17 protein-coding genes are annotated in these 25,039 nt (G+C 63.1%); 7 read left to right on the forward strand and 10 right to left on the reverse strand.

Features of this window, described 5'->3' with window-relative positions:
- The first annotated feature begins 10 nt into the window (after positions 1-10).
- Both ACOOE2_RS18015 and ACOOE2_RS18020 read left to right on the forward strand, forming a co-directional pair.
- Complete coding sequence (locus ACOOE2_RS18015) at positions 11-148, forward strand: hypothetical protein (protein ID WP_420384355.1); 138 nt, start codon at positions 11-13, stop codon at positions 146-148.
- Between the two features lie 465 nt (positions 149-613).
- Complete coding sequence (locus ACOOE2_RS18020) at positions 614-1,615, forward strand: SDR family oxidoreductase (protein WP_420384356.1); 1,002 nt, start codon at positions 614-616, stop codon at positions 1,613-1,615.
- A gap of 15 nt (positions 1,616-1,630) precedes the next feature.
- On the opposite strand, the gene ACOOE2_RS18025 is transcribed toward ACOOE2_RS18020, so the two are convergent.
- The 5 genes from ACOOE2_RS18025 to ACOOE2_RS18045 all read right to left on the reverse strand — a co-directional run bounded on the left by ACOOE2_RS18025 (position 1,631) and on the right by ACOOE2_RS18045 (position 11,420).
- Entirely contained in the window at positions 1,631-5,755 is a 4,125-nt protein-coding gene (locus ACOOE2_RS18025) for a beta strand repeat-containing protein (RefSeq protein WP_420384357.1), read from the reverse strand.
- A 117-nt stretch (positions 5,756-5,872) separates the two neighbouring features.
- Positions 5,873-6,934 carry an SDR family oxidoreductase gene (locus ACOOE2_RS18030; protein ID WP_420384358.1) on the reverse strand — a complete coding sequence of 354 codons (1,062 nt, stop codon included), beginning with the start codon at positions 6,932-6,934 and terminating at the stop codon, positions 5,873-5,875.
- Positions 6,935-7,034: 100 nt separating this feature from the next.
- On the reverse strand, positions 7,035-7,436 hold the full coding sequence (locus ACOOE2_RS18035; RefSeq protein ID WP_420384359.1) for a hypothetical protein: 402 nt from the start codon (positions 7,434-7,436) through the stop codon (positions 7,035-7,037).
- A 96-nt stretch (positions 7,437-7,532) separates the two neighbouring features.
- The gene (locus ACOOE2_RS18040; protein WP_420384360.1) at positions 7,533-8,840 is read right to left on the reverse strand and encodes a lipopolysaccharide biosynthesis protein; all 1,308 of its coding nucleotides are present in this window, start codon (positions 8,838-8,840) and stop codon (positions 7,533-7,535) included.
- A 165-nt stretch (positions 8,841-9,005) separates the two neighbouring features.
- Positions 9,006-11,420: a DNA translocase FtsK 4TM domain-containing protein gene (locus ACOOE2_RS18045; RefSeq protein WP_420384361.1), complete on the reverse strand. Its 2,415-nt coding sequence runs from the start codon at positions 11,418-11,420 to the stop codon at positions 9,006-9,008.
- A gap of 292 nt (positions 11,421-11,712) precedes the next feature.
- Here ACOOE2_RS18045 and ACOOE2_RS18050 point away from each other — a divergent pair, with 292 nt between their 5' ends.
- The gene (locus ACOOE2_RS18050) at positions 11,713-12,396 is read left to right on the forward strand and encodes a YggS family pyridoxal phosphate-dependent enzyme (RefSeq protein WP_420384362.1); all 684 of its coding nucleotides are present in this window, start codon (positions 11,713-11,715) and stop codon (positions 12,394-12,396) included.
- Between the two features lie 25 nt (positions 12,397-12,421).
- Here ACOOE2_RS18050 and pyk read toward each other — a convergent pair whose 3' ends face one another.
- Positions 12,422-13,933 carry a pyruvate kinase gene (pyk, locus tag ACOOE2_RS18055; protein ID WP_420384363.1) on the reverse strand — a complete coding sequence of 504 codons (1,512 nt, stop codon included), beginning with the start codon at positions 13,931-13,933 and terminating at the stop codon, positions 12,422-12,424.
- A 116-nt stretch (positions 13,934-14,049) separates the two neighbouring features.
- Here pyk and ACOOE2_RS18060 point away from each other — a divergent pair, with 116 nt between their 5' ends.
- Positions 14,050-14,373, forward strand: coding sequence for a DUF1244 domain-containing protein (locus ACOOE2_RS18060; protein WP_420384364.1), 324 nt, complete (start codon positions 14,050-14,052; stop codon positions 14,371-14,373).
- Here ACOOE2_RS18060 and ACOOE2_RS18065 read toward each other — a convergent pair whose 3' ends face one another.
- Entirely contained in the window at positions 14,374-15,969 is a 1,596-nt protein-coding gene (locus ACOOE2_RS18065) for a hypothetical protein (RefSeq protein WP_420384365.1), read from the reverse strand. It abuts the gene before it with no gap.
- A 303-nt stretch (positions 15,970-16,272) separates the two neighbouring features.
- On the opposite strand from ACOOE2_RS18065, the gene htpG reads away from it, so the two are divergent.
- Entirely contained in the window at positions 16,273-18,153 is a 1,881-nt protein-coding gene (htpG, locus tag ACOOE2_RS18070; RefSeq protein ID WP_420384366.1) for a molecular chaperone HtpG, read from the forward strand.
- Between the two features lie 18 nt (positions 18,154-18,171).
- Here htpG and ACOOE2_RS18075 read toward each other — a convergent pair whose 3' ends face one another.
- Both ACOOE2_RS18075 and ACOOE2_RS18080 read right to left on the reverse strand, forming a co-directional pair.
- Positions 18,172-18,588: an RNase H family protein gene (locus ACOOE2_RS18075; protein ID WP_420384367.1), complete on the reverse strand. Its 417-nt coding sequence runs from the start codon at positions 18,586-18,588 to the stop codon at positions 18,172-18,174.
- Positions 18,589-18,635: 47 nt separating this feature from the next.
- A complete protein-coding gene (locus tag ACOOE2_RS18080; protein WP_420384368.1) occupies positions 18,636-19,538 on the reverse strand; it encodes a pirin family protein in 903 nt (300 codons plus the stop codon).
- Between the two features lie 723 nt (positions 19,539-20,261).
- On the opposite strand from ACOOE2_RS18080, the gene ACOOE2_RS18085 reads away from it, so the two are divergent.
- Together ACOOE2_RS18085 and ACOOE2_RS18090 are read left to right on the forward strand one after the other, a co-directional pair.
- A complete protein-coding gene (locus tag ACOOE2_RS18085; RefSeq protein WP_420384369.1) occupies positions 20,262-23,711 on the forward strand; it encodes a chemotaxis protein CheB in 3,450 nt (1,149 codons plus the stop codon).
- Between the two features lie 12 nt (positions 23,712-23,723).
- Positions 23,724-24,116, forward strand: a complete 393-nt coding sequence (locus ACOOE2_RS18090; protein WP_420384370.1) for a response regulator — start codon at positions 23,724-23,726, stop codon at positions 24,114-24,116.
- 98 nt (positions 24,117-24,214) lie between these two features.
- Here ACOOE2_RS18090 and ACOOE2_RS18095 read toward each other — a convergent pair whose 3' ends face one another.
- Positions 24,215-24,784 carry a hemerythrin domain-containing protein gene (locus tag ACOOE2_RS18095; protein WP_420384371.1) on the reverse strand — a complete coding sequence of 190 codons (570 nt, stop codon included), beginning with the start codon at positions 24,782-24,784 and terminating at the stop codon, positions 24,215-24,217.
- Positions 24,785-25,039: the final 255 nt, after the last annotated feature.

Consider the following 25,039-nt stretch of genomic DNA (forward strand, 5'->3'; position numbering starts at 1 on the left):
ATAATAGACAATGGCCAAATCGCAAAAGAAGAGCACCCGCGAAATCCGCAAACCCAAGGCTTCCAAAGGCAAACCCAGCGTCGGCCTGGCGCCGCAGGAATCCTCGCAAGTGCTTTCGGTCACGCGCAAGGAACGCGACAAGATGTAATCCGCGCGGGGCTGGATTGACCCATTGGTCTCCGCTTGCTGCGGGCGAGCTGGCTGTGCCGGGCGATGCAGTCAACAAGATGGTGCACGAAAAGGGCGTGGAACCGGGCAAATCGCCTTGGCCCTTCTATAAACGCAGCCCGGTGATTGCGCCGATCCGGGATCGAGCGAAGTCGCGCGCATCGAGGCAAACTTCGCGGGCATGCAAGGCCCGCTCGGCCAGGATGAATGTAACCCGCTGAATGCGGCTTCGCCCTCGCCAGCCTCAATGAGGCATCGGGGCGTGAAACAATCCGGCGGGCGAAACATATAATCAAGCGACGCAAGGCCGTCCTCATCATGCGGCTTTTGCCGCTGCATGACGCCGCGAACTTTGCGTTTCGCGCCTGACCGTGCCCGCCTCGCCGCGCCGGCTTCGGCGCAAATGCGTTTCGATGCCTTATCTAAGCAATCAGGATATTGACCCATGACAGACAGCAATTCCGATGGAGTGACCCGCAGGACCGCGCTTGCCACCGGCGCGGTAGGACTGGCATCTGCCAGCGTGGCAGCGTCGACCCAATCCGCGTCCGCAGCGGCCACCCGGGTAACGAAAGACAACCCGCTCGACAAATTTCCCAAACCGCCGTTCGAACGCCAATCGCAACCCTGGCCCGGGCTTGCGTCGAAGATGCACCCCAAACCCGATCATGGCGAAACCAGCTATATCGGATCTGGCCGTCTGGCCGGACGCAAGGCGCTGATCACCGGCGGCGATTCGGGCATGGGCCGCGCAGCTGCGATTGCCTTTGCGCGCGAGGGCGCCGATGTCGCGATCAGCTATTACCCCACCGAAGAACCCGATGCGCAAGAGGTACTGGCGCTGATCCGCGCCGCTGGCCGCAAGGGCGCGACGCTGCCCGGCGATCTGCGCGACGAACATTATTGCACGAAACTGGTCGACGATGCGATGAAGGCGCTCGGCGGGCTCGACATCCTGGTGATGAACGCCGGCCGGCAGCAGGCGTTCGATTCGATCCTCGATTTCACGACCGAAGAATTCGACGCGACGATGAAGACCAACATCTATGCGCCGTTCTGGATCATCAAGGCTGCCTTGCCCCATTTGCAGCCAGGCTCCGCGATCATCGCCACCACGTCGGAACAGGCCTATGACCCCACGCCCGATCTGTATGCCTATGCCCAGACCAAGGCGGCGACGATGAACTACGTCAAATCGCTCGCCAAACAACTGGCCGAACGTGGCATCCGCGTAAACGGTGTGGCGCCGGGTCCGATCTGGACCCCACTGCAGGTGTCGGGCGGCGCCTCGATGGAAAAGCTGGAAAATTTCGGCGGCAAGGCACCGCTCAAGCGCCCGGGGCAGCCGGTCGAACTGGCGGGCATCTATGTCCAGCTCGCAGCGGCTGACGGCAGCTATACGACCGGGAATATCTTTGGCGCGGGCGGTGGCCAGGGTCAGCCGTGAATGGCGGTCTGCGCGTTACACGAATTGAACTTGCGCCGGGGTCAGCGTTGAAGCGGTGACCCCGGTCAGTTTGACCGAATCCGAGCCGTCCAGCGTGATCACGGTATCGGCGCCAACTTGGGCGATGTCGCCCGAATTCAGCAGGTGCGCCCAGTCGGTAAAGGTTGATGCGCTGAGTTGCAATGTGTCGGTCGATGACCAGCCCGTCACCACATCGTGGCCACCTATGCCTGCCGCAAACACCAACGTTTCGTTGGTGCCGTCTAGAGTCGCGGTGCTGCCGTCTCTGAAATTTACCGTATCGTTGCTGCCGGTAATGGCGACCTGCGCACTTACGAGCGTCAGCAAACCGCTCGTTGCCCAGGCTGTATCTGCCGTGCCATTGGTCTGCGTCAGTGTCACGGCGTTACCCGTGCCGCCGGCAAAGCTGATCGCGTCGCCACCTCCAGTCACCACCGCCTGCGCGCTGGTGAAATAGATCGTCTCTCCGCCCGGCGCCCAGATCGTGTCTGCGCTACCGCCCGTGTCGTACAATCCGACGACATTGCCGGTGCCACCGGCAAAGCTGATCGTATCGCCGCCCCCGGTCACCGCAGCTTGCGCGCTGGTCAGGTAGATCGTTTCGCCGCCCGGCGCCCACACGCTGTCCCACGCCCTGTCGGTGTCGTACAGGCCGACGATATTGCCGGTGCCGCCCGCAAAGCTGATCGTATCGTCACCGCCCGCAACCGCGGCCTGCGCGCCCGTCAGGTAAATCGTGCCGCCCTCTGGCGCCCAGACCGAATCCCAGATCCCCCCAGTGGCATACAGCCCGACGACATTGCCGGTAGCGCCTACAAAGCTGATCGCATTGCCGCCCCCGGTCACCGCCGCCTGCGCGCCAGTCAGGTAAACGGTGCCGCCAACCGCGCCCGACACCGAATCCCAGATGCCGTTGGTACCATACAACCCCACGGTATCACTCGTACCGCCGGTATAGCCGATCGTGTTGCCGCCACCGAAAATTGTGGCCTGCGCGCCGGTCAGATCGATCGCTGCGCCCGAGACGGTAACGTCGTCCCAACTGCCTGCAGTGGCCGACAGGTTCAGGATCTCCCCGCTGCCCGATGCGTCCACGAAATTGTCACCGCCGGTAACCGCCAGCGTATCGGAACTGCCGAGATAAACCGACATCGCCTCACCCAAAACGGCGAGATTGGAATTGGCGGACGCCGTCACAATCAGGTCGGTTGCGGTCGCGGCCAGGACTTTGTCCGCCACCGCAGCGCTCTGGCCATTGCCACCGATCCAGATATTGTCGCCGGATCCGGTCGCCGTGACGGTTTCGGCCATGCCCGAAATACCGAGGTTATCGGCATTTCCCATGGATATGGTGACGCCGTTGCCCACGATATCCACCCGCGATCCATCGACCTCAGTCACAGAAAGCGCAGTGGCGGCCCCGGCATCGACCAGATCGGTCGCAGAAGCGAACTGGCCGTTGCCGCCGACCCAGATGGCATCGCCCGCTTCGCTTCCCATCAGAAGGATTTGCGTATTTCCGTCCGCATCCGCATAAACCACCGGTACCGCGCCCGCAGGAACGCCGGTCATCTTCAAAGCCGCGAGAACTGCATCGCCGTTGGCGGTATCGATGACGGTAGCGGTGCCCGCGTTGGCATTCCATTCCAGCCGATACGATGATTTATACGTCAAATCCGCAAGATCGATCACATCACCGGAATTGAACCCGGTGATCGTTGGCACGAAAATGTTCGATGCGTTCAGGCTGTTGTCACCGATGACCAGCGTGTCTGCGCCGCCGGAAAGCGCGATGGTGAAGGCCGCATCCAAACGGACGCCTGCGATACCAAGCTGCGCCCCTGCGCCGAGCTGGATGGTGCCCGTTCCGGTCAGGCCGTCACCCGCGGTCGAGGGATTGTGGAAATAATCGACAAAACCGGCGATATAATAGTCCAGCGGGCTCAGATCCTGCGAAGCGCCGGTACCGAAAATCGTCAGTTGGGCGCCGGCAAGGACGGATATCGTTCCGTTCACTGCAATTTCGGGCGCATCCCAAAACCCGGATGTCACCGAAGCTGTTGCCCCGGAATCGATAGTGATGCTGCCAGCCGCAGCGGTCTTGCTCGTCCCGATCTCGAGCGAACTCGTTGCATCAACGCCGATATAGAGCGAAGCACTGGCGCCGTTCGCATTAAGGCTCAGCGCGCTTATCCGCCCCGCATCGCCTACAAGAATGTTTTCGCCCGCCGCGCTCGCCGTGACATTCAGGGCCCCGTCGAGGGTGATATTCCCGTCAACCGCCCAAAGGTATTCTGAGCCACGAAATTCTGACGTGGTGCCAAGCGTATCAAAGGCACCGCCGACAACGAGACTGCCACCGTCATGAACGCGGATATCCGTCCCGCCATAAACCAGTCCGTTGACGTCATCGTAGACATTCGAAGTCCAGGCACCGCCGACATCCAGACTGCCGCCGGCGATGTCGAACGTTCCGATCGCATCGGATACGCCGCCGCTGACCGATAGCGACGCGCGATTTCCCAGCGACAAGACACTGCTGTATCCGTTGAGCACGAGTGCGCCGGTGGTGACACTGCCGGTCAGGTCCACTGCGCCAAGCACCGTGAGGGCCCTGGCCGCGCCCACGCCCGAAATGACATCGATTGTGCCGCCTGCCTCGGCCGGGATCGTGACAGCGTCGGTTGCTCCGGGTGCCAGAGCCGCCAAATTTGTCCCGCTCGCCGAATCCTGCCAGTTTGCCGCCCCATCCCAGCTTCCCGCGACATTCTGGCCCCAAGCATAAGTGTCCGCAGACGCCGTACCCGCCGGCGCCGTTGCGGTATCGCCCCCCGCAGACAGCGCGATCTGGGTCGTATATGCGATCTGGCCCGTTGCGCCGTCCGGCGGCAGTACTGTCGTCACAAACTGGGATCCGGCCGCAAGCCCGGCGATGTTCAGCTTTCCGACCACGGTGGTGCCGTTCATCAAGGTCAGTACACCGGCCGCGTAAGTTGTGCCGGTCAGCGTGCCGTTAAACACGATGGTATCGGTGGGGTTGAAGCCGGTGATCACCGGATCGAATGTCAGGTTTGAATCGAACGACCCGGAATTCAGTATCAGCGTCGCGCCGTTGCCGGTGAAATTGACCGAATTGCCGCTTGAAACCTGTTCCAGAGTTAGCTCGGCAGCCGCCGCGATCTGGATTTTTCCTATACCGGTTATCGCGCCCAGGATGACGCTGCCATTGCCATATTGGGGCGCGCCGTATGCGACGATCAGGCCATTGTTCACAATGGCGGTGGCGTAGTCGTCGTCGTGGTCAAGTCTCAGAGAGCCGGTGTTGGTCAATGTTCCGGTCGCGCCACCCGAGCCATCGGACGCAAACGTAGTTATGCTTACGCTGTCAATAATGCCGGTATTGTTTATAGTACTCGATATCAATTCAGAGGACGAAAAGCCAATGATAGAACCCATTATCAACCCGTTATTGTCGATAAATGGCGCAGTTACAGTATCGTCAAGTCCTGACACCTCAAGGCCCAGCACGGCCCCGGCATCGACGGTGATACCTCCGACGGGCGCACCGCCGCTGGTGCCCACTTCGATGGTCGATTGATTATCGACAGAAATCTGTCCTGCCGAAAAAAACAGGCTGACCCCGGCCTGGACAAAGCCGCCCCCGGCCACATTCAGCGATGCGGAATTGTCGGATTCGTAGGTCGTGTCGCCGATCATAAGCTGGTTATCGACATTGAGGCGGCTTCCTGCGCCCGCGACCGACACCTGGAACACCTGATTCGAACTGGTGCCGTAGTTGCGCAAGTCTGCGGTGCCGGTCACCGTCAGACTGTCCCCGGCCCCTAACGCCAGTCCACCGATGGCATTTTGCCCTTCCGTGATGCTGCCGGTCGTGAACGTGCCGTCGAAATCCACGGTGCCGCCAAACGTCAACGACGCCGATTGTCCGGTGCCGGTAATTACATCGGCCGTCCCCAGGACGACCGCATCGATCGTCACAGCATTGCTGGCGCCTGGGGCGGTTGCCGCAGGGGTCGCAATGGTTGCCGTGTCGGACCAATTGTCCGGATTGGCCCAGTCACCCTGGACATTTGTATTCCATAGAAATGGATCGGACATAATTTCACCCCGGCGCCGACGTATCCTGTAGCGTCGGTATGCCTTTTATCGGCCAGTCGGGCAAGCGATCGAACAGGCGCCGCCAGCGAGGTTCGGCCCGTGACTCGCGGCGGGTAATCAGGGGATCAGGCGGTCTGCGCGCAATTGCCCGAAAAGAGTCATGAACGCATCGTCGGTCGGCTGGTACCCGGTAAATCCCAGCCGCCGGCGTTTCGACATATCGGTCACCACCTCGATCGGCCGGCCCAGATCGGCATCGGTGTGCCAGGGCGACGCCAGCCGATCGAGGTCGTGTTCCGCCAGGCCTTCGCGTTCGGCGATCTTGCGCCACACCACCGCGTCGCCCGCCATCTGCGTTTCCAACGGGCGCACCGTGCCATCGACCGGGGTCGCCTCCAGACCGAACCATTGCGCGATCCGGCTCCACATCCAGCTCCAGCGGAAGATATCGCCGTTGACGACGTTGAACGCCTCATCGGCGGCGGCAGGTGTGGTCGCCGCCCACAGCATATGCCGCGCAAGCAGGCGCGCATCGGTCATGTCGGTCAGCCCGTTCCACTGCGCCCCCGAGCCGGGGAACACGAACGGCCGCCCGGTTTCGCGGCACAGCGTCGCATAGACCGCCAGCGTCGTGCCCATGTTCATCGCATTGCCGACCGCCTTGCCGATGATCGTATGCGGGCGATGGACGCTCCAGGTGAAACCGTCGCGGCCGGCTGCCGCAAACAGCGCGTCTTCCTGTGCGTAATAGAAATTCTCGACATCGAGCCGGGGCTGGTCTTCGCGGAACGGGGTCTGGGGCAACACGCCTTTGCCATAGGCTTCAAACGGCCCGAGGTAATGTTTCAGCCCGGTCACCAGCGCGACATGACGCGGGCCGGAGCGCGGCGGCAAACCGTTCAGCAGATTGCGCACCATCGCCGCATTCACGCGGATGTTCTCGGCCTCGCTGCTCTGGCGCAGCCACGTCGTGATGAACACGGCATCGGCATCGACGCCCGCGAGCGCTGCGGCAGTGGCCTGCGCATCCTGCAAATCGGCAGCCACAGGCTGCACCCCGTGCAGTTCGATCGGGCGCCGGGCGAGCCCATGGACTGTCCAGCCCGCATCCAGCAGCACCGCTGCCGCCGCGCTGCCCACGATCCCGCTTGCCCCTGCGATCAAAGCCGTTCTTGTCATGATCGTGGTCCGATTATAGCTGCAGTGCCGACGAGCATGCCGGGTTCAAGCTTTGCAAACAGTCGATCAGCGCGGGATGTTCCGCGTGACCCTTGCCTACCTAGAGCGTGATGTCGCCTTCGCGATGCCAGGCATTGGCAGCGTCGGCGTCCTGAATATCATAGGAGAACCACGTACCCAGGCTGTGATCGAACACCTGGACCACGCCTGCGACGACTTGCGCGGAATAAAAACCCGATGAATGGCGATCGTAGCCTTTGACGGTGGCGCCATCGTGTTCCACCGAAAAAAATGCCTTGTCGCCGGAATCGTAGATTTCGGGCAGCGCCCCGCCAAACTTTGCGTCGCGCTCGCTATCGACGCCCCGGACCTGATCGCCCCGCTTTTGCGCTGCAACCCGCAGATCCCGCTTCTGCGCGTGATCGTAAATCCCGGCGACGGTCTTGCCCGTGATACAGACAAAGGCGACCGCAGCGATCAGCGCGCGAGTGTGTGGTTGCATACCCGCCCCTTTCCATGCCGGCTTGCGAAAAGGCAAGCTTGCAGATTGGGGCGTCGCCGATGCCTTTGCCCAGGTCGGACGAGTATTTTCCAGCAGCTAGGTACTTGCGGCCGCTAAATTTTTACGTTGGCTGTAAGCGTCCAGCAGCCGTTCGGGACGGCTCATGACAGCGGTGACCGGGATCATGATCGCGTTGACCCCCAGCACATAGGCCGACGCGCCGATCACACCGAATTGCCGGGTCATCAGGTAGCACGCGACGATCCCGATCAGACAGAGCATTGAATATGTGTATGTCGTCGAGCGATGCCGATTGACCGCCGAGATCGGCGTGAACAGCGTCTGCCAGATCATTTCGGCGACCACACCTGCGACAATCATCCCGAAAAACGGCTCCAGGATCGGAACCTTGCCGTGGGTGAACAGGTGCATCAACCGGTCGTCGAGCAATATGATACCCGCCACGTAACCGGCGATGGCAACCCCGCAAAGCAGCAGTTCCGTACGGAACAGCGCGGCAAAGCCCACGCGGTCGCCCTGGCCGGCGCGCGCGGCGAATTCGGTGATGAATGAATTGGTCAGCATGTTGGTGCCTGCCGTGCCCAGGCGCGCCAGCGTGCGACTGGTCGCGAAGGTGACCACCATTACCGGATCGAGGATATGCCCGATCACCAGCACCGGCCCCTGGATCATCACTGCCTGCGCCAGGGGCATGAACATATAGGCCAGAGCAGGATGAAAGAGGCGCCGGATTTCGGCCATCCGCGCGTGCCTCCAGCCCAGATCAACCCAGGGCGACAGCCGGCGCATCCACAGATAGGTAATCCCCAGGAACACGATCCGGTTGACCAGCGACGCACTTGCCGCAGCCAGCAGATCACCGCCGCGCAACGCGACAACCGCGATCAGCAGGCCCTCGCACAGTCGGCTCGTCGCGGCGAGCATGGCTTCTGTCGCGGGGCGGTTTTCGGCGCGAATTCCGCCGCAAAGTAGCGGGAAGTATTGATAAAGCGCGACATTAAGCACCAATACCGCAAACACCAGCCTTGCCTGCGCATTGGGATAGCCGTGCAGCGACAGCAGATGCGACAGGTCGAGCAGGAACGGGGGCCCCGCCATGGCAATGAACACCACCGGAATCGCGCATGACAGCATGACGAACACGCTCTGGAACGTGCGGACCGCCGCCGGTTTGTCACCAGCGGCGACCGCCATCACCATCTCGTTCTTGGCGATGAAGGTGAAGCCGAAATCGCTGAATGTGAGGTAGAATGGCACCGCGGTCAGTAGCAGCCACGTGCCGTAAAGTTCGGTCCCCCACGCATGAATCAGCACGGGGACCAAGGCCAGCTGGATAAGGATACCCGAGGCCTGCGCGTAAATCTGCGCAAAAAACGAGCGCATAAACCGATTGCGTACCGACATTCACATATTGCCCCGATGAATGACCGGTGGATCCAGACTGACGACCGCGCCTCTATCGTGATGTGCTGGTCGAGGATAGATGATTCGAACTTCGGATTTCCGCGGCTTTCCTTGCGCCGGATGAAAACGAGCGCTTGCACAAAATCACAACGGATTGCCGTCCTTGTCGCGATAGATCTCGCGGCGTCCGACATGGTTGGGCGGTCCGACGAAGCCGTCGGCTTCCATCCGCTCGATCCATTTCGACGACGTGTTGTACCCCACACCCATCTGGCGCTGGATCCAGCTGGCAGAGGCCTTCTGGCTTTCGAACACAAGCTGGCAAACCTGGCGGTATTTGCGGTCGTCGGGGTTGTCCGACGCCGTCGCTTCGAGGTCGTCGAACCCGAAACTGCCTTCTGCCGGTTCCTCGGTGACCGAGTTGACGTATTCGGGGCTGCCCTGTTTGCGCCAGTGATCGGCGATGCGTTCGACTTCCTCGTCGGAGACGAACGGGCCGTGGACGCGTTTTACCGGGTCGGTGTTGGGTTTGTACAGCATGTCGCCTTTGCCGAGCAGCTGTTCGGCGCCTTGTTCGCCCAGGATCGTGCGGCTGTCGATGCGGCTGGTCACGGCAAAGCTGATGCGGGTGGGCAGGTTGGCCTTGATCACGCCGGTGATCACGTCGACCGACGGGCGCTGCGTCGCCATGATCAGGTGGATGCCGGCCGCGCGGCTTTTTTGCGACAGGCGCTGGATCAGCACTTCGATCTCCTTGCCGCACTGCACCATCAGGTCGGCGAGTTCGTCGACGATCACCACGATCTGCGGCAAAGTCTGGTAATCGAGCTGCTGTTCCTCGTAGATTTCCTCGCCCGTATCGGGATCGAACCCGACCTGGATGCGGCGCCCCAGCGGTTTGCCTTTCGACGCGGCAGCGCGGACCTTTTCGTTGAAGCCCGACAGGTTGCGCACGCTGATCGAGCTCATCTGGCGATAGCGGCGCTCCATTTCCTCGACCGCCCATTTCAGCGCGCGCACCGCCTTGGCCGGCTCGGTCACCACCGGCGACAGCAGGTGCGGGATATCGTCGTAGCTCTTGAGTTCGAGCACTTTGGGATCGACCAGGATCATCCGGCATTCCGCAGGCGTCAGCCGGTACAGCAGCGACAGCAGGATGCAGTTGAGCCCGACCGATTTGCCCGAACCGGTGGTGCCCGCGACGAGCAGATGCGGCATCGAGGCGAGATCGGCCACGACCGGTTCGCCGGTGATATCCTTGCCCAGGATGATCGGCAGCAGGCCTTTCGAATTCACGAATTTGTCGCAGGCGACCAGTTCGCGGAACGAGACCATGTCACGCACCACGTTGGGCAATTCGATGCCCATCACCGTGCGGCCCGGGATCGCCGAGACGCGCGCCGATACCGCGCTCATGTTGCGGGCGATATCGTCGGCCAGGCCGATCACGCGGCTCGCCTTGATGCCCGGCGCGGGTTCCAGCTCGTACATCGTGACCACCGGGCCGGTGCGCACGGCCATGATCTCGCCCTTGACGTTGAAATCGTCGAGCACGTTTTCGAGCAGGCGCGCGTTGCGTTCCAGCGCCAGCTTGTCGATTTTGGGCGCGGTGCTGACGGGCGGTTCCTCGAGCAGATCGATCGGCGGCAGTTCGAATTTGTCGAACAGATCGCCCTGCCGCGCCTTTTGCATCGGCGCGGGCGCAGGCGAACGGCTGGGGTCGGTAATTTCGGTCATGCGGCGCGACGGCGTGGCCGGCGTGGCCGCGCCGGGCGTGTCGTCGATCTCAGGCGCCAGGGTTGCCACGGCGGCTTTGTTGCGCGGTTCGCGCGCCGGGGTTGCGATATCGTCGGCATCGTCGTTGCCATCGGCATCAAACGCCCGGCGCCGGGGCAGATAAGCCAGTGGATTGAACCGCCAGCCTTCGAGCAGGAACACCCGGCCGGCCAGGACCACACCGGCCACGCCGATCAGCAGCGCCAGCCCGAGGCTGAGCCAGCCCGCCACGCTGCCCGCAAAATGCGCAAGCCAGTGTACGCCCCCTGCGCCGATCAGCCCGGCCATACCCCCGGTCCCGGCAGGAAGAGCCCCGCCCGGCCGCGTCAGCATGAGCGCCAGCGCGGCATCGATCAGGATCGTGGCCAGCGACAGCATCAGCGCCAGCCGCCACCAGGCGACCGGAACCGGCATGTCGGCATCGTCTTCGGTTTCTTCGATCAGATCGCCCGTGCCATCCCACAACCGCCGCGCCAGAATCAGCAGCAACGGCAGGATCAGCGCGCCGGGCACGCCGAACACCATCAGCACCCGTTCCGCCAGCCACGCCCCGCCCAGGCCCATCCAGTTTTCGACCGGACTGCCCGAAGCGGTCGATCCCGAGGGATCGGTCTGCGTATAGCTGACCAGTGCCAGCGCCAGGAACACCATCGCCGCAAACAGCAGCGTGCCACCGATCAGTTCGGCACTGCGCCGCATCGACCGGCGCAAGATAGCGCGCCAGTCGGTATGCGCGCGCGATGCCGCGATTTTGCGTGCCGGAGTGGCTGCGCGCGATGCCATAGTGGTGATGCCCTTTGTCCCTGTGGGCGCATCATGCGCCATCCGGGTGGGAATCGTCAAGAATCCAGGCTCTTCATATCCTCCCCGGGACGGGGAGGGGGACCGCGCGCAGCGTGGTGGAGGGGCCGCGCCCCACGGGAAAGCTGGGTGTCCGGGCGCTATGCCGTGGACGAATTTTCGCGATGTCGGCGTAATCCTGCACCGCCCCTCCACCACCCTTCGGGCGGTCCCCCGCCCCGTTCCGGGGAGGATTTTTGGTGCGCGGTGGTGCGGGTTCGGTATAGCCCTGCGCATGACTGCAGCCCTTCATCTCAATGACGCCAATTTGTCACCACTCGCGGCCGTGCGCAGCCGCATCGCGCGCGCTGCAGCGCTGGCGGGGCGCAAACCCGATGACATTGCGCTGATCGCCATTTCGAAAACGCAGACCGCCGAGGCGATTGCGCCGCTGATTGCGCAAGGGCAGCGTGTGTTCGGTGAAAACCGGGTGCAGGAGGCGCAAGGCAAATGGCCCGCGCTGATCGAGGCCCATCCCGATATCCGGCTGCATCTGGTGGGCCAGTTGCAATCGAACAAGGCCGAGGACGCGGTGCGCCAGTTCGATGTGATCCATTCACTCGATCGTGCATCGCTCGTCACCGCGCTGGGGCAGGCAATGGACAAGACCGCACGGCGGGTGCCGTTGTTCGTGCAGGTGAATATCGGGGCCGAGGATCAGAAGGGCGGTTGCGCCATTGCCGATGTACCCGGTTTGCTGGCGCAGGCCCGCGCGGCCGATCTGCCGGTCGCCGGGCTGATGTGCGTGCCGCCTGTGGGGATCGAGGCGGCGCCGTTCTTTGCCCTGCTGGGCAAGATCGCGCTCGATAACGGGCTGCACGATCTGTCGATGGGCATGAGCGACGATTTCGAAACCGCGGTCATGCTGGGCGCGACGCATGTGCGCGTCGGCAGTGCGCTGTTTGGCGCGCGGCGCTGACTGCCCCCTTGCGTAACAGGCAGGATCAGCTTTCCACGCCCTCGCCATAACGGGCCAGCTCGTCGCCGACCAATGTCACGACGTGCAGCAGGTTGGTCGATCCGGGCGTGCCGAACGGCACGCCGGCCAGCGCGATCAGTTTCGATCCGGCGACGCCGAAACCATGACGCAGCGCCATGCGCTTGCCCTTGGCGATCATTTCTTCAAAACTGCCGATGTCGCGCGTGTTCACCGCATGCGCGCCCCACAGCAGGCCCAGCCGGCGCGCGGTGCGCAATTCCGGCGTCAGCACCAGCATCGGCACGCCCGGGCGTTCGCGCGCGACGCGGCGCGCGGTCGAGCCCGATCCGGTGAACACGATGATCCCGGCAATCGCCACGGTCGTGACGATCGAGGCGCAGGCCATCGCCAGCGCGTCGGCGGTGGTGGGATCGGGCGGCGTCTGGATGAAATTGATGCGCGCCTGATAGTCGGCATCGGCTTCGACCTGGACAGCGATGCGGTTCATGATCGTGACCGCTTCTTCGGGCCAGGCGCCCGATGCGGTTTCGGCCGACAGCATCACCGCGTCGGCGCCGTCGTAAACCGCGTTGGCAACGTCCGACACTTCGGCGCGGGTCGGCGTCGGCGCCTCGATCATGGATTCGAGCATTTGCGTCGCCACGATCACCGGCTTGCCCTGCTGGCGCGACATCGTGACGATGCGTTTCTGCAACGGCGGCACTTCTTCGGGATTGAGCTCGACGCCCAGGTCGCCGCGCGCGACCATGATGCCGTCGGACAGTTCGATGATCTCATCGAGCCGGCCGATCGCCGCAGGCTTTTCGATCTTGGCCATCAGCGCGGCGCGCCCGTTGATCAGCTTGCGCGCTTCGGCCAGGTCTTCGGGCCGCTGCACGAACGACAGCGCGATCCAGTCGGCCTGCTGCTCCAGCGCGAAGGCCAGATCGCGGCGGTCCTTGTCGGTCAGCGCGGGTACCGGCACCACGGCATCGGGCACATTGACGCCCTTGCGGTTGGAAATCACCCCGCCGACTTCGGCCGAACACAGGATTTCATCGGGATCGGCACGGATCACGCGCAGGCGCAATTTGCCGTCGTCGATCAGCAGCCGCTGACCCTTTTTCAGGATGCCGAACAGTTCGGGGTGCGGCAGGCACACGCGATTTTCATCGCCTGGCTCGGGATTGCGGTCGAACGTGAAATGGCCCGAATGGCGGATGACCGCGCGATCGTTCTTGAACACGCCGACGCGCAATTTGGGGCCCTGCAAATCGGCCAGGATCGTGATCGGATGGCCGATCCTGGCCTCCAGCGCGCGGATCGAGGCGATCGTTTCGGCATGCGTCGCGTGATCGCCGTGGCTCATGTTGACGCGGAAGGCATCGACGCCGGCGCGGTACAGTTTTTCGAGCATTTCGGGCGAGCGGCTGGTCGGGCCGACCGTTGCCAGGATCTTGACCTTGCGACCGCGCGGTCCCTCATTCACCGGAACGTTCACTGCATCCGGGCCAGTCACCTGTTGTGCCACAGTCATCGTACCTTTAACGCGAGGATCCCTGTGCAGCCTTGGCGACTGGTCACGTGGCTGCATCGGGGCTATGGCCCAAGGCGGCGTAAAACCCAAGTCCCTATCCCCTCAGGATCATTCTCATGGATACGAATGCGCATACCCCCGATCCGATCGACACTTTGCCCGATGCGGTGGCGGCGGCGGCGTTCCGGCGGCTGGTGCGGCATTTGCGCCAGCGGCATGATGCGCAGAACATCGATCTGATGGGCCTGGCCGGGTTTTGCCGCAATTGCCTGGGCGACTGGATCATCGATGCCGGCGCACCGATGGACAAGGCCGCCGCGCGCGAGGTGATCCACGGTCTGCCTGCCGCGCAATGGAAGGCGCAGTTCCAGACCGAGGCGACACCTGAACAACTGGCGCGGATGGCACACAGCATGACGCTGAACCAGCCGCACGACTGATCAGTCGGCGTCGGGCGCATCCGGCGGTGCTGGCGCGCCGGTATATTGCGCGTCGGGATCGGGCACGCGTGCCGGTGCGCCTTTGGCTGGCGGGTCGAAGGTATGGGTCAGCATCGGTCCGACCAGTTCGCCATCGTCCCACATGACCTCGAAATACGTGCGCGGGTTCAGCCCCAGGTGCTGCAGCGGGACGTAATAGTACCGCTCGAAGGCATAGACGATGCGCGCCCGGCCTAATGCGGCGCGGACCTGCGCGGGTGCCACGAGATGCCCGTGATAGCCGCCATCGGCCCAGTTGTCGGTGCGTTTCGGGTCTGCCATGACCACCAGTGGAAACGGGCACGGCAATCGGCCGTATTCGACAACGCACGCCTGTTCGATCACCACACCCATCGATTCGTGGCTGGCCAGCAACGCCGCGCCGCGCTCATCGGCGACCGTGCGCACGGTATAGCGGAAATCCTGCGGCTGGCCGATGTAATCGATCACCAGCAAATCGATCAGCCCGGCCAGCGCCACAGCGCCCAGCACCGACAAGGCGGTCACGCGGCGCATCACGCGGTGCGCGGGGTCTTCATCCGGCGTCGCCCCGGGCAAAGCAGCGGCCGCGATCATCGCGACGAACGTGAAGCACCAGTGCAGCGTGTAATCCGACACGATCGGGTGAACGCTGTCGGTGGCCTTGAACAGCGCGACCGTGGCGATCACGATCACCACCGCCATGCGCACTTCGCGATGCGCGCGGCCGCGCCACGCGCCGATCAGGACCAGCACGGCGACTGCGATGGCGCTGATCATCCCGCCCGTCAGCAATTGCAGATTGCACGAGCTGATGTAGTCGGCCCAATTCAGCGGCGCGAGCCAGGTCAGATTGGCCGCCGCCGCGCTCTTGAGCTGCACCAGCGCCATCGCCAGCACCCAGCCCGACAGCACCACCGTGACCAGATCCGCGCCGATCAGCATGGCGATCGGCCGCCAGCGCCAGTCGCGCCGCCACAGCGCATCTGCAACCACTGCCACGGTCGCGATCACCGGCCACAGCACCATCGTCGTGTGGCAATAGATCGCCACGACCGAGCCCAGCACATAGCCGGCCCAGCCGCGCCATCGCCGGGCACCGGTGGTTTCCAGCGCATGCAGCAGCGCAATGAACGACACCAGCACCGCCAGCTTGGCAAGGCCATAGCCGCGCAGATACGCCGACTGATAGATGTCGGACCATTGCACCGCAAACAGCAGCAGCCCCAGCAACGCGGCGGGCCAGCCCAGCCGCATGCGCAGGAACCGCGTAAAGACCACCAGGTGCGCCGCCGCGATCGCCAACGGCAAAACGCGCATCTCCCAATGCCCCATCGGCACCAGGACCCGCCACACTTTCAACAGCGAATAGAACAGCGGCGGATTGGTCTCGCGCGCCATCCACCAGCCCCACAGGCGGCTCCACGGCTGGCCCGAGAAATACATCGAGGCCATTTCGTCATAGACCATCGATTGCGCCGCATGGCGCAGCCGCAGCCATGCCGCGAGCAGCGCGATCGCGCCGAGCAGCACGCCAATGGCCGTCTGCGCGGAAAAGGGCCGGGTCCTGAAATTCAATGTCTCGCCGTCATGATGATAGTGCTGTCCTCGAAGCCCGGACGTCCTCCTCCCCCAATCGTCACCCCGGACTTGATCCGTGGTTGTGCCGCCTTTTCAACGTCGACGGAAAGGAAGCACAGTCCCGGATCAAGTCCGGGACGACCAGTGGGGTGGGGTTTGGCGCTTGTGTGCCTCGTGTGTTCGGTGCCGGGCATACCGATCAGGCCACGGGTGGACAAGTGCGACGCGAAAAGGCTGCGCGCTTGAAAGCCACGGCCGCGCGCGCCATGTGGGGCCCAGGACGATTGACCGGAACCCGCCATGACCCAGACAGACACGACCACTGCCCCCGAAACCCGCTCGTTCGAAGCCGACGTTGCGCGCCTGCTGCACCTGATGGTGCACGCGGTCTATTCCGATCGCGACGTGTTTTTGCGCGAGCTGATCGCCAATGCGGCCGATGCCTGCGAAAAGCTGCGCTATGAAAGCCAGGCCGATGCTGCGCTGTCGAACGGCGAAACGCCGCGTATCACGATCGCGCTCGATCCCGAGGCAAAGACGCTGACCGTCAGCGACAACGGCATCGGCATGACCGAGGCCGACATGATCGAGGCGCTCGGCACGATCGCGCGATCGGGCACGCGCGCGTTCATGGAAAACCTGACCGCAGCCAAGGACAGCGAGAAAGCCAACCTGATCGGGCAGTTCGGCATCGGGTTCTACGCCGCGTTCATGGTCGCCGACACCGTCGATGTCTATTCGCGCCGCGCCGGGACCGATCTGGCGCACCGCTGGACGTCGGACGGCCTGGGCACCTACACGATCGAGCCCGCCGCGCTGGACGATGCGCCGGCACCGGGCACCCGCATCGTGCTGCATCTGAAAGACGATGCGGTGCAATACACCGAGCGCCACACGGTCGAACGGATCGTGCGCGCGCAATCGGGCCATGTGCCGGTGCCGATCACGCTGATCGACAAGCCCGACGGCGAAACCAGCGAAGTGACCGACGGCAGCGCGCTGTGGGCGCGGCCAAAATCCGAGATCACGCCCGAGGATTATACCGATTTCTATCGCAGCCTGGCCGGGCAGTTCGACGCGCCCGCGCTGACGCTGCATTATCGCGCCGAGGGCAAGCACGAATACAATGTCCTGGCGTTCGTGCCCGAAAGCCGCCCGTTCGATCTGTTCGACCCCGATCGCAAGGGCCGGATGAAGCTCTATGTGCGCCGCGTGTTCATCACCGACGAGGCGGAATTGCTGCCGCGCTACTTGCGGTTTGTGCGCGGGCTGGTCGATTCGGCGGACCTGCCGCTCAACATGTCGCGCGAAATGATCCAAGACAGCCCGCTGCTCGCCGCGATCCAGAAGGGCGTGACCAATCGCATCCTGAGCGAGCTGGACAAGCTGGCCGCCAATGACGCGGACAAATACGCCGCGTTCTGGGACGCGTTCGGCGCGGTGCTGAAGGAAGGGATCTACGAGGATTTCGGCCGGCGCGAGACGCTGCTCGGCCTTGCGCGGTTTCGCGGTACCGGCCCCGAGGGCTGGCGCTCGCTCAAGGATTATGTCGCCAGCATGCGCGACAACCAGACCGCGATCTATTTCGCCACCGGCACCGACGCCGCGCGCCTTGCCGCGTCGCCCCAGATCGAAGGGTTCCGCGCGCGCGGGATCGAGGTGCTGCTGCTGACCGATCCGGTCGACAGCTTCTGGGCCGCCTCGGGCGTCGATTACGAAGGCAAGCCGTTCAAATCGGTGACGCAGGGCCAGGCCGACCTCAGCCTGATCGAACCGCTCGACGGCGAAACAAGGTCCGAACCCGCAGCGCCCGAAGCCGAGGCGTTCATCGGCTTTGTGAAAACGCAGCTGGGCGACGCAGTGTCGGATGTGCGCGCGTCGGAACGCCTGACCACCAGCGCCGCGTGCCTCGTCGCCAGCGAACACGGCATCGACCGCCAGCTGGAACGCCTGCTTTCGGCCAATGGCCAGACACCGCAGGGCGCCAAGCCGGTGCTGGAGCTGAACCCGCGCCATGACCTGGTTGCGCGCCTGTCCGCGCTGCCCGACGATGCCGCGCTCAAGGCCGACGGAGCGCTGCTGCTGTTCGACGAAGCACGCATTGCCGATGGCGAACTGCCGGACGACACCCGGGCGTTTGCCGACCGCCTGAGCCGCGTGCTGACGCAAGCGCTGGCGTAACGCCCCCCCGGGAGGATTTTATTGGGTCGCGGCCAATTGCATGGCGTGTGCCATGGCGGGACTTTCTTCCCCCGCCATGGCCACGAAAGTCACCTCATGCACCTGCGCCAGCGCGATCAGCGCGTACCACTGGTCGGCATTGTGGATTGGGCGTTTGCCGGTTTCGGCCCAGCCGCGCGGGGTCCACAGGCCGGACCAGCGCGCGAAACCGTCGGCGAGGAACCGGTTCGCGCTGTGCACCGATATCGCGCACGGCTCGATCAAGATGCGCAGGGCTTCGGTAAAAGCCTGCAATTCCAGACTGTTGAGCGTTGCGCGCGGTTCGGCGCCAGAGAGCACTTTTTCATGCCGACCCACGCGCAGCACCGTCGCCCAGCCCCCCGGGCCCGGGTTACCATGGCATTGGCTGCCAACGAAAATTTCTACATGCGTCATCGCCAGGACTGGACACGCGATCGGGCAACTGCGTCAATGCGAAAAATTCACGCCAGCTTTGCGCCGGGCACGTCGGGCGGCAGCGGGATGAATTCGTCTTCGCCCGCCACGCCGTCGAACCGCCCGGCGCGCCAGTCGGCTTTGGCCTGCTCGATCCGGTCGGGCCGCGACGACACGAAATTCCAGAAAAGATAGCGCTGTTCGGGCATGGGTTCACCGCCGACCAGCATCAGGCGGCTGGGTTCGTCGGCGTTCAGCACGACTTCGGCGCCGGGTTTCAGCACGACCAGTTGCCCCTGCACGAATGCACCGTCCTGCCCCTCTGCACGGATCGCGCCCGACACCACATAGACCGCGCGCTCGACATGCTCTGCCGCAAACGCATAGCGCGCGCCCTGGGCCAGAGTCAGTTCGCCCAGGATCATGTCCGACGCGGTTTCGACCGGAGCGGTCATGCCGTCCGCGATGCCGGCCAGCAGCGCAAGCCGCGCGCCGCGATCTTCGGCCACGGGCAGGACATGCGCAGGATAGTGCCGGAACGCGGGGTCGGTTTCTTCCAGCGCAGCCGGCAGCGCGACCCACATCTGGATCGCGTGGAGCCGAGCGCCGACCCCGCGCAGAGCGGTGGGCGTGCGTTCGGAATGGACGATGCCGCGCCCCGCGGTCATCCAGTTGACCGCACCAGGCTCGATCGCCTGGACAAACCCCAGCGAATCCCGGTGCATGATCGAACCCTCGATCAGGTGGGTGATCGTCGCCAGCCCGATATGCGGATGGGGCCGGACATCGAGCGCCTGGTTCGCCGTCAGCGCGATCGGCCCGAGCTGGTCGAAGAACACGAACGGGCCGACTGTGCGCCGGTGTTGGCTGGGCAAGGCGCGGCGCACGGTGAAGCCGTCGCCAAGGTCGCGGGTGGGAGGGACGATGATCGTTTCGATTGCGGGGGACATGGCGGGCTCCTGTGCTGAACCCACCATACGCACCGCGTCAGACAATAAAATGGCAAGGATGGCACACCATCGATGCCATTTTCTGTTTCCAGAACCGTACCCCTTGAACGCAGCGCATTCGGCGCGCTGCGCCCGCTGGAACCAGGCGCTTGGCCAGCGTCAGGCTCGGGACGTTGGCGTGGGCCTGCAATGCATCATGGCCGCGAGTTGCCCCCGGGATCGCTGGTGCCGGGCTTTTTGGGTTCGGTTGCGGGCCGGGGCGGTTCGCCGTCTTTGCCCGGGGGGCAGGCCATCTCATCTTCGACTTCGCGATTGTTGGGGCGCTTGGTCATGTCGGTTTTCTCATCTGCTTTTTGGACCCTGCATATTCGTTTTATGAGCGCGCGGCGCGATTGTTCCGTGCAATGTCGCACGCGGATGGAATTCGGCCGCAATGCTTGTGGACCGGTGCATCAGGTCATCGAACATCAGGTGCCGAATTGGGGGACATCACCTGAAATCTCTTCAAATCGTCCGCACGGCCTTTCAAAGGTTACTGAAACTGCTGGCTTGCGATATAGATACCATTTGCCAGGGAACCTTGCTGTTTACGGATAGTTGCATCCATGACTGATCGATCGAAAAGAAGTCTCTCCCGCGGGACTGGCGCGTCGAAATCGCGGCTATGCAACGATCGAACTCGCCGATCGCCAGGAATTGACATTCGCCGGGGGGAACGCTGAAATGGCAGATCAGGTCGTACCACCTATTCCAGTCTGCGGCATCGGCGCGTCGGCAGGCGGCGTTTATGCGCTTCGGACATTTTTTCAACTGGTGCCCGACAATCTGGGCTTGGCCTATGTGGTGATCGTTCACCTCGCCCCCGATCATCCCAGCGTGTTGAGCGAAATCCTGGCGACGGCCACGAACATGCCGGTGCTGCAGGTCTGCGATACCCCGACGCTGAAGCCCAATTGCATCTATGTCATCGCGCCCGGCAGCGAACTGGTCATCGAGGGCGATGAAGTCAAATCGCGCCCGTTTACCGAGGAACGCTGGCATCGTTCGCCGATCGACATGTTGTTCCGATCGATTGCCAACGGGCGCGGCGATGGCATGGCTGTTATCCTGACCGGATCGGGGGCCGACGGCGCCGAGGGCGCAAAGGCGATGAAAGAGGCCGGCGGCGTCATCTTTGTGCAGGATCCGGCAGAGGCTGAATTTCCGCCGATGCCGCAAAATGCGATTGCCACGGGCTGCGCCGATTTCGTCGCACCGATCGCGGGCCTGATCGAACGCATCATCGACATCGCGCACAGCAAAGAGGCGGTGCGTTCGCTCGATGTCGACGACACGGCCAACGATCTGCGCAAGATCATCGGGTTCCTGCACGCGCGCACCGGCCATGATTTCGCCAGCTATAAACGCAGCACGGTGCGCCGCCGGGTGCTGCGCCGGATGCAGGTGTGCCGCCTGACCAGCCTGCCCGCCTATGCCGAATATTTGCGCAGCAATCCCGAAGAGGCGGTCGACCTGTTTCGCGACATGCTGATTTCGGTCACGCAATTCTTCCGCGACGCCGATGCCTTTGTCGCTCTGCAAAAAAAGGCGATCGCGACGGTCTTCGACGATCTGCACGACGATGGCATCCGCGTCTGGGTCGCAGGATGCGCTACCGGCGAAGAAGCCTACAGCATGGCCATGCTGATCATGGAAGAGGCCGAGCAGCGCAAGCTCAAGGTGCCGGTGCAGATTTTTGCCACCGACCTCGACGAGGGCGCGCTCGCCACCGCGCGCGAAGGCCGCTATTTGCGGTCGATCGAAGATCATATGTCGGCCGCGCGGCTGCAACGGTTCTTCATCGCGGACGGGGCGTGTTACCGCGTGCGCGAAGATATTCGCGAAATGGTGCTGTTCGCCTCGCACAGCGTGTTGAAGGATCCGCCGTTCCTCCGGCTCGATATCGTCAGTTGTCGCAACCTGCTGATCTACTTGGAGCGATCCCTGCAGGAAAAGCTCCTCTCGATTTTCCACTATGCGCTGCGACCCAATCGTTTTCTGTTTCTGGGCTCGGCCGAAACGGCCGATGTGGCGCAGGACCTGTTCACGCTGGTCGACCGTGAGGCGCGGTTGTACAGTGCGCGGAACAAGCCCGTGCTGTCGGTGCCGGTGCTGGCCCAGCGCTTTGATTCGCCTGCCGTGCACATTGGCGAGGCCAGCCGGGGCTCCACGGCAGCGCATGTTTCGTCGGCTGCACTTCATGAACAGGCGCTCGAACGCATGGCGCCGCCCAGCGTGCTGGTCGATGATCGGCGCCAGATCGCTCATCTTTCGCCCAGCGCCGGGCGCTATGTCCGCCATTCGGGTGGAGTATTCAGCGCGCGGCTCGATTATGTCGTGCGCCCCGAATTGCGCCTCGATCTGGGGCATGCGCTCACCAGGGCACTGGAAAAGGGTACGCCCAGCCTGACGCTGGCGGTGGCAGTCGATTTCGACGGACAGCGACATCGCATCGCGATGAATGTCGTACCCATTCTCGATGGGGAGCGTTCGGCCCCGCAGGCACTGGTCCTGTTTCTGGACGATGGTCCCGACACATCCGACGATAGCGGCGTAGAGGAAACGGCGCGGCCAGATGAATTCCGGCGCCTGTACGCCGAAATGAAGGTGGTGCAGGAGGCCTTGGCCACCAGCCGCGCGGATCACGAACTGGCGGCGCAGGAACTGCGCGCCGCCAACGAAGAACTCCAGTCGATGAACGAGGAATACCGTTCGACGTCCGAGGAACTGGAAACCTCGAAGGAGGAGCTCCAGTCGATGAACGAGGAGCTGCAGACGGTCAATTCCGAACTGAAAAGCAAGCTGGAGAACATTTCGACCGCGCACAACGATTTGCGCAACCTGACCGCCGCGACCGAGATCGGCACGCTGTTCCTCGACGCCGACCTGCATATCCGCATGTTCACCCCGCCCGTGGCCGACCTGTTCAATATCACCGAGGGCGACATCGGGCGCTCGCTGACCGATTTCACCCACCGCCTCGCGTATGACGGGGTCGAGCGCGATGTGCGCAAGGTGCTGCGCGAACTGACCCCGGTAGAAGGCGAAGTGCTCAGCCACACCGGCCAGTGTTTCATGATGCGGGTGCGCCCCTATCGCACGTTCGAAGAACGCATCGAGGGTGTGGTCATCAGTTTTGTCGACATCAGCACCTGGCGCGAGACCGAAACGCAATTGAACGAGAGTGAACGGCGGTATCGCACGCTGTTCGAATCGCTGGATCAGGGCTTTTGCGTGGTCGAACTGATCCACGACAACGCGGGCCAGCCGGTCGATTGCCGCTTCATCGAGGTCAATCCCACCTTTCAGCGCCAGACCGGTCTCGCCGATCCGATCGGCAAGACGATGCGCTCACTGGCGACCGGGCACGAAGGCCAGTGGCAGGACGCCTTTGCGCGAATTGCCCGGACGTGGAGCCCCGAACGCTTTGAAGCGCCATGGAACGCCAGTGTCTTTGACGTCTATGCGTTTTCATTCGGGCAGGAAGACAAACGCCAGGTCGGCATCCTGTTCGACGATATCACCGCGCGCAAACAGGCCGAACATGAACGCGAACTGCTGACCCACGAGCTGAGCCATCGGGTCAAGAACACGCTGGCGGTGGTGCAGGGGCTGGCCAACCAGACCAGCCGGCAGACAACGTCGGTGGAGGAGTTTCGCAAGGGTTTCATCGGGCGGCTGGCAGCGCTGGGCAAGGCGCACAGTCTGTTGCTGGACACGCAATGGCAGTCTGCCGATCTCCACAAACTGGTGGAAATGACTCTTGAAGCCTATGACGCGGGCGATCGCGACATGGTGACTGTCGAGGGCCCATCGCTTGACCTGCCCCCCAAACACAGCTTGGGCCTTGCGCTGATCCTTCATGAATTGAGCTGCAACGCCGCCAAATATGGCGCGCTGTCGGTGCCGAATGGCCGACTGGCCGTGTCATGGACCTTGGGCAATGTCGGCGGCAAACAGGGCGTTCATCTGCATTGGCAGGAAATCGACGGGCCGCCGGTCAAGCCTCCCGGGAAGAAGGGGTTTGGCTCGAGGCTGATCGAGCGAGCCTGTACGTACGAGCTTGAGGGCGCGGCAGAACTGGACTTCGCGCCCGAGGGTTTCTCTGCCAACATCACCTTTCCGATCGCCTAAGGGACCTTTGCGATGGACAACGACCAATCCGCACCGACCGCCGGACGCGTCGTCATCGTGGAAGATGAATTGATTGTGGCGATGGATATGGAGGACTTCTTGTCAGACCATTCCTGGGATGTGGTGGCCACCGTGCCGACTGCCGCCAAGGCGCTGGCTGCACTCGATGCCCACAAACCGGATATCGTCATTCTCGACCTCAACCTCAATGGTGAAACCACTTTGCCCGTGGTGCGCGAGCTGAAACAACGCAACATCGCGTTTCTCGTCGTCAGCGGGTACGGCGATCTGCGATCATCCGATCCGCTGTTGTCGGGCGTGACAATCCTGTCCAAACCCTGGAACGGCGATCTTCTGCTCAAGGAATTGCGCAGGCACCTGCCATCGGCTGACAGCCAGGCCTGACCGCGTTACAGCAGAGCCAGGAACAGCAAAGCAGAATGGCTCGATCGAGTTCCGATCCGGCCGCGCTCTTATGGCGCGAGCCGGATCGATCTCGTAAGTCATGTCTGCGCGCTGAAAAACATATTTTCCTGGTTATCAGATCCCATATAACGCGAAAATTCCTCCTCGTAGCGCTGCGCAAGCATCGTCCGCTCATCGTCATGCAGACTTTGCTGTAGTTCGAGGAACCACGTTCCCTCTTCGGAATAGACGTGATGCAGCACAGCGCCGCGGATATGCTCGAACTTGTCGTGATAATCGGCGCTCATCGGGTCCAGGCGCTCGAGCAGCCCGATTTCCATCTTCGCCGCCGATTGCTCCTGATAGGCCAGTTCGGCATGACCTGCCTGGTGGTGCGCAGCCAGCGCGGGGTAGAGTACCACCTCTTCGGCGATGGAATGACCGGTCAGAATGACGCCAAGCGCCTTTTGCGCAGCGACACGCGCCGACGCATCTGTCGCTTGCGCCACGGTCTCGAACGCAGCTTCGATCTGGCGGTGGTGCTTGAGCACTGCGGACAGCCAGTCGCCCGGCGTGGCCGCTGCTTGCGCCTTGCGGCGGGCTTCTGCCCGATCTTCGTCGCTTTCCGGGGGAGTAATTGCGGCAATTGCCTTATCCAAGATGGACATAAGTCGCTTCCCGTGTTCACGCGCCGCAGGATTGCGGCTCCACGGTAAATTCGTCGATGCCGGATGTGTTCCGGCAAGATTCGATCAGCTTCAACCGGTTTGAGCCGACCGGATCCGGTTCACGCCAAAGGACAATTTTGCACACGGTCGGCGCCCGGATAGCGAGAGTGATGGCCTCGTGACCACGACAGGGTCAACGCGCCAGCTTTGCGCGCCGCTTCGATTCGCGCTTCGACAAGTCCCGGACTCAGACGT

The organism is Novosphingobium sp. (assembly GCF_965214355.1).
GTDB lineage: Bacteria > Pseudomonadota > Alphaproteobacteria > Sphingomonadales > Sphingomonadaceae > Novosphingobium.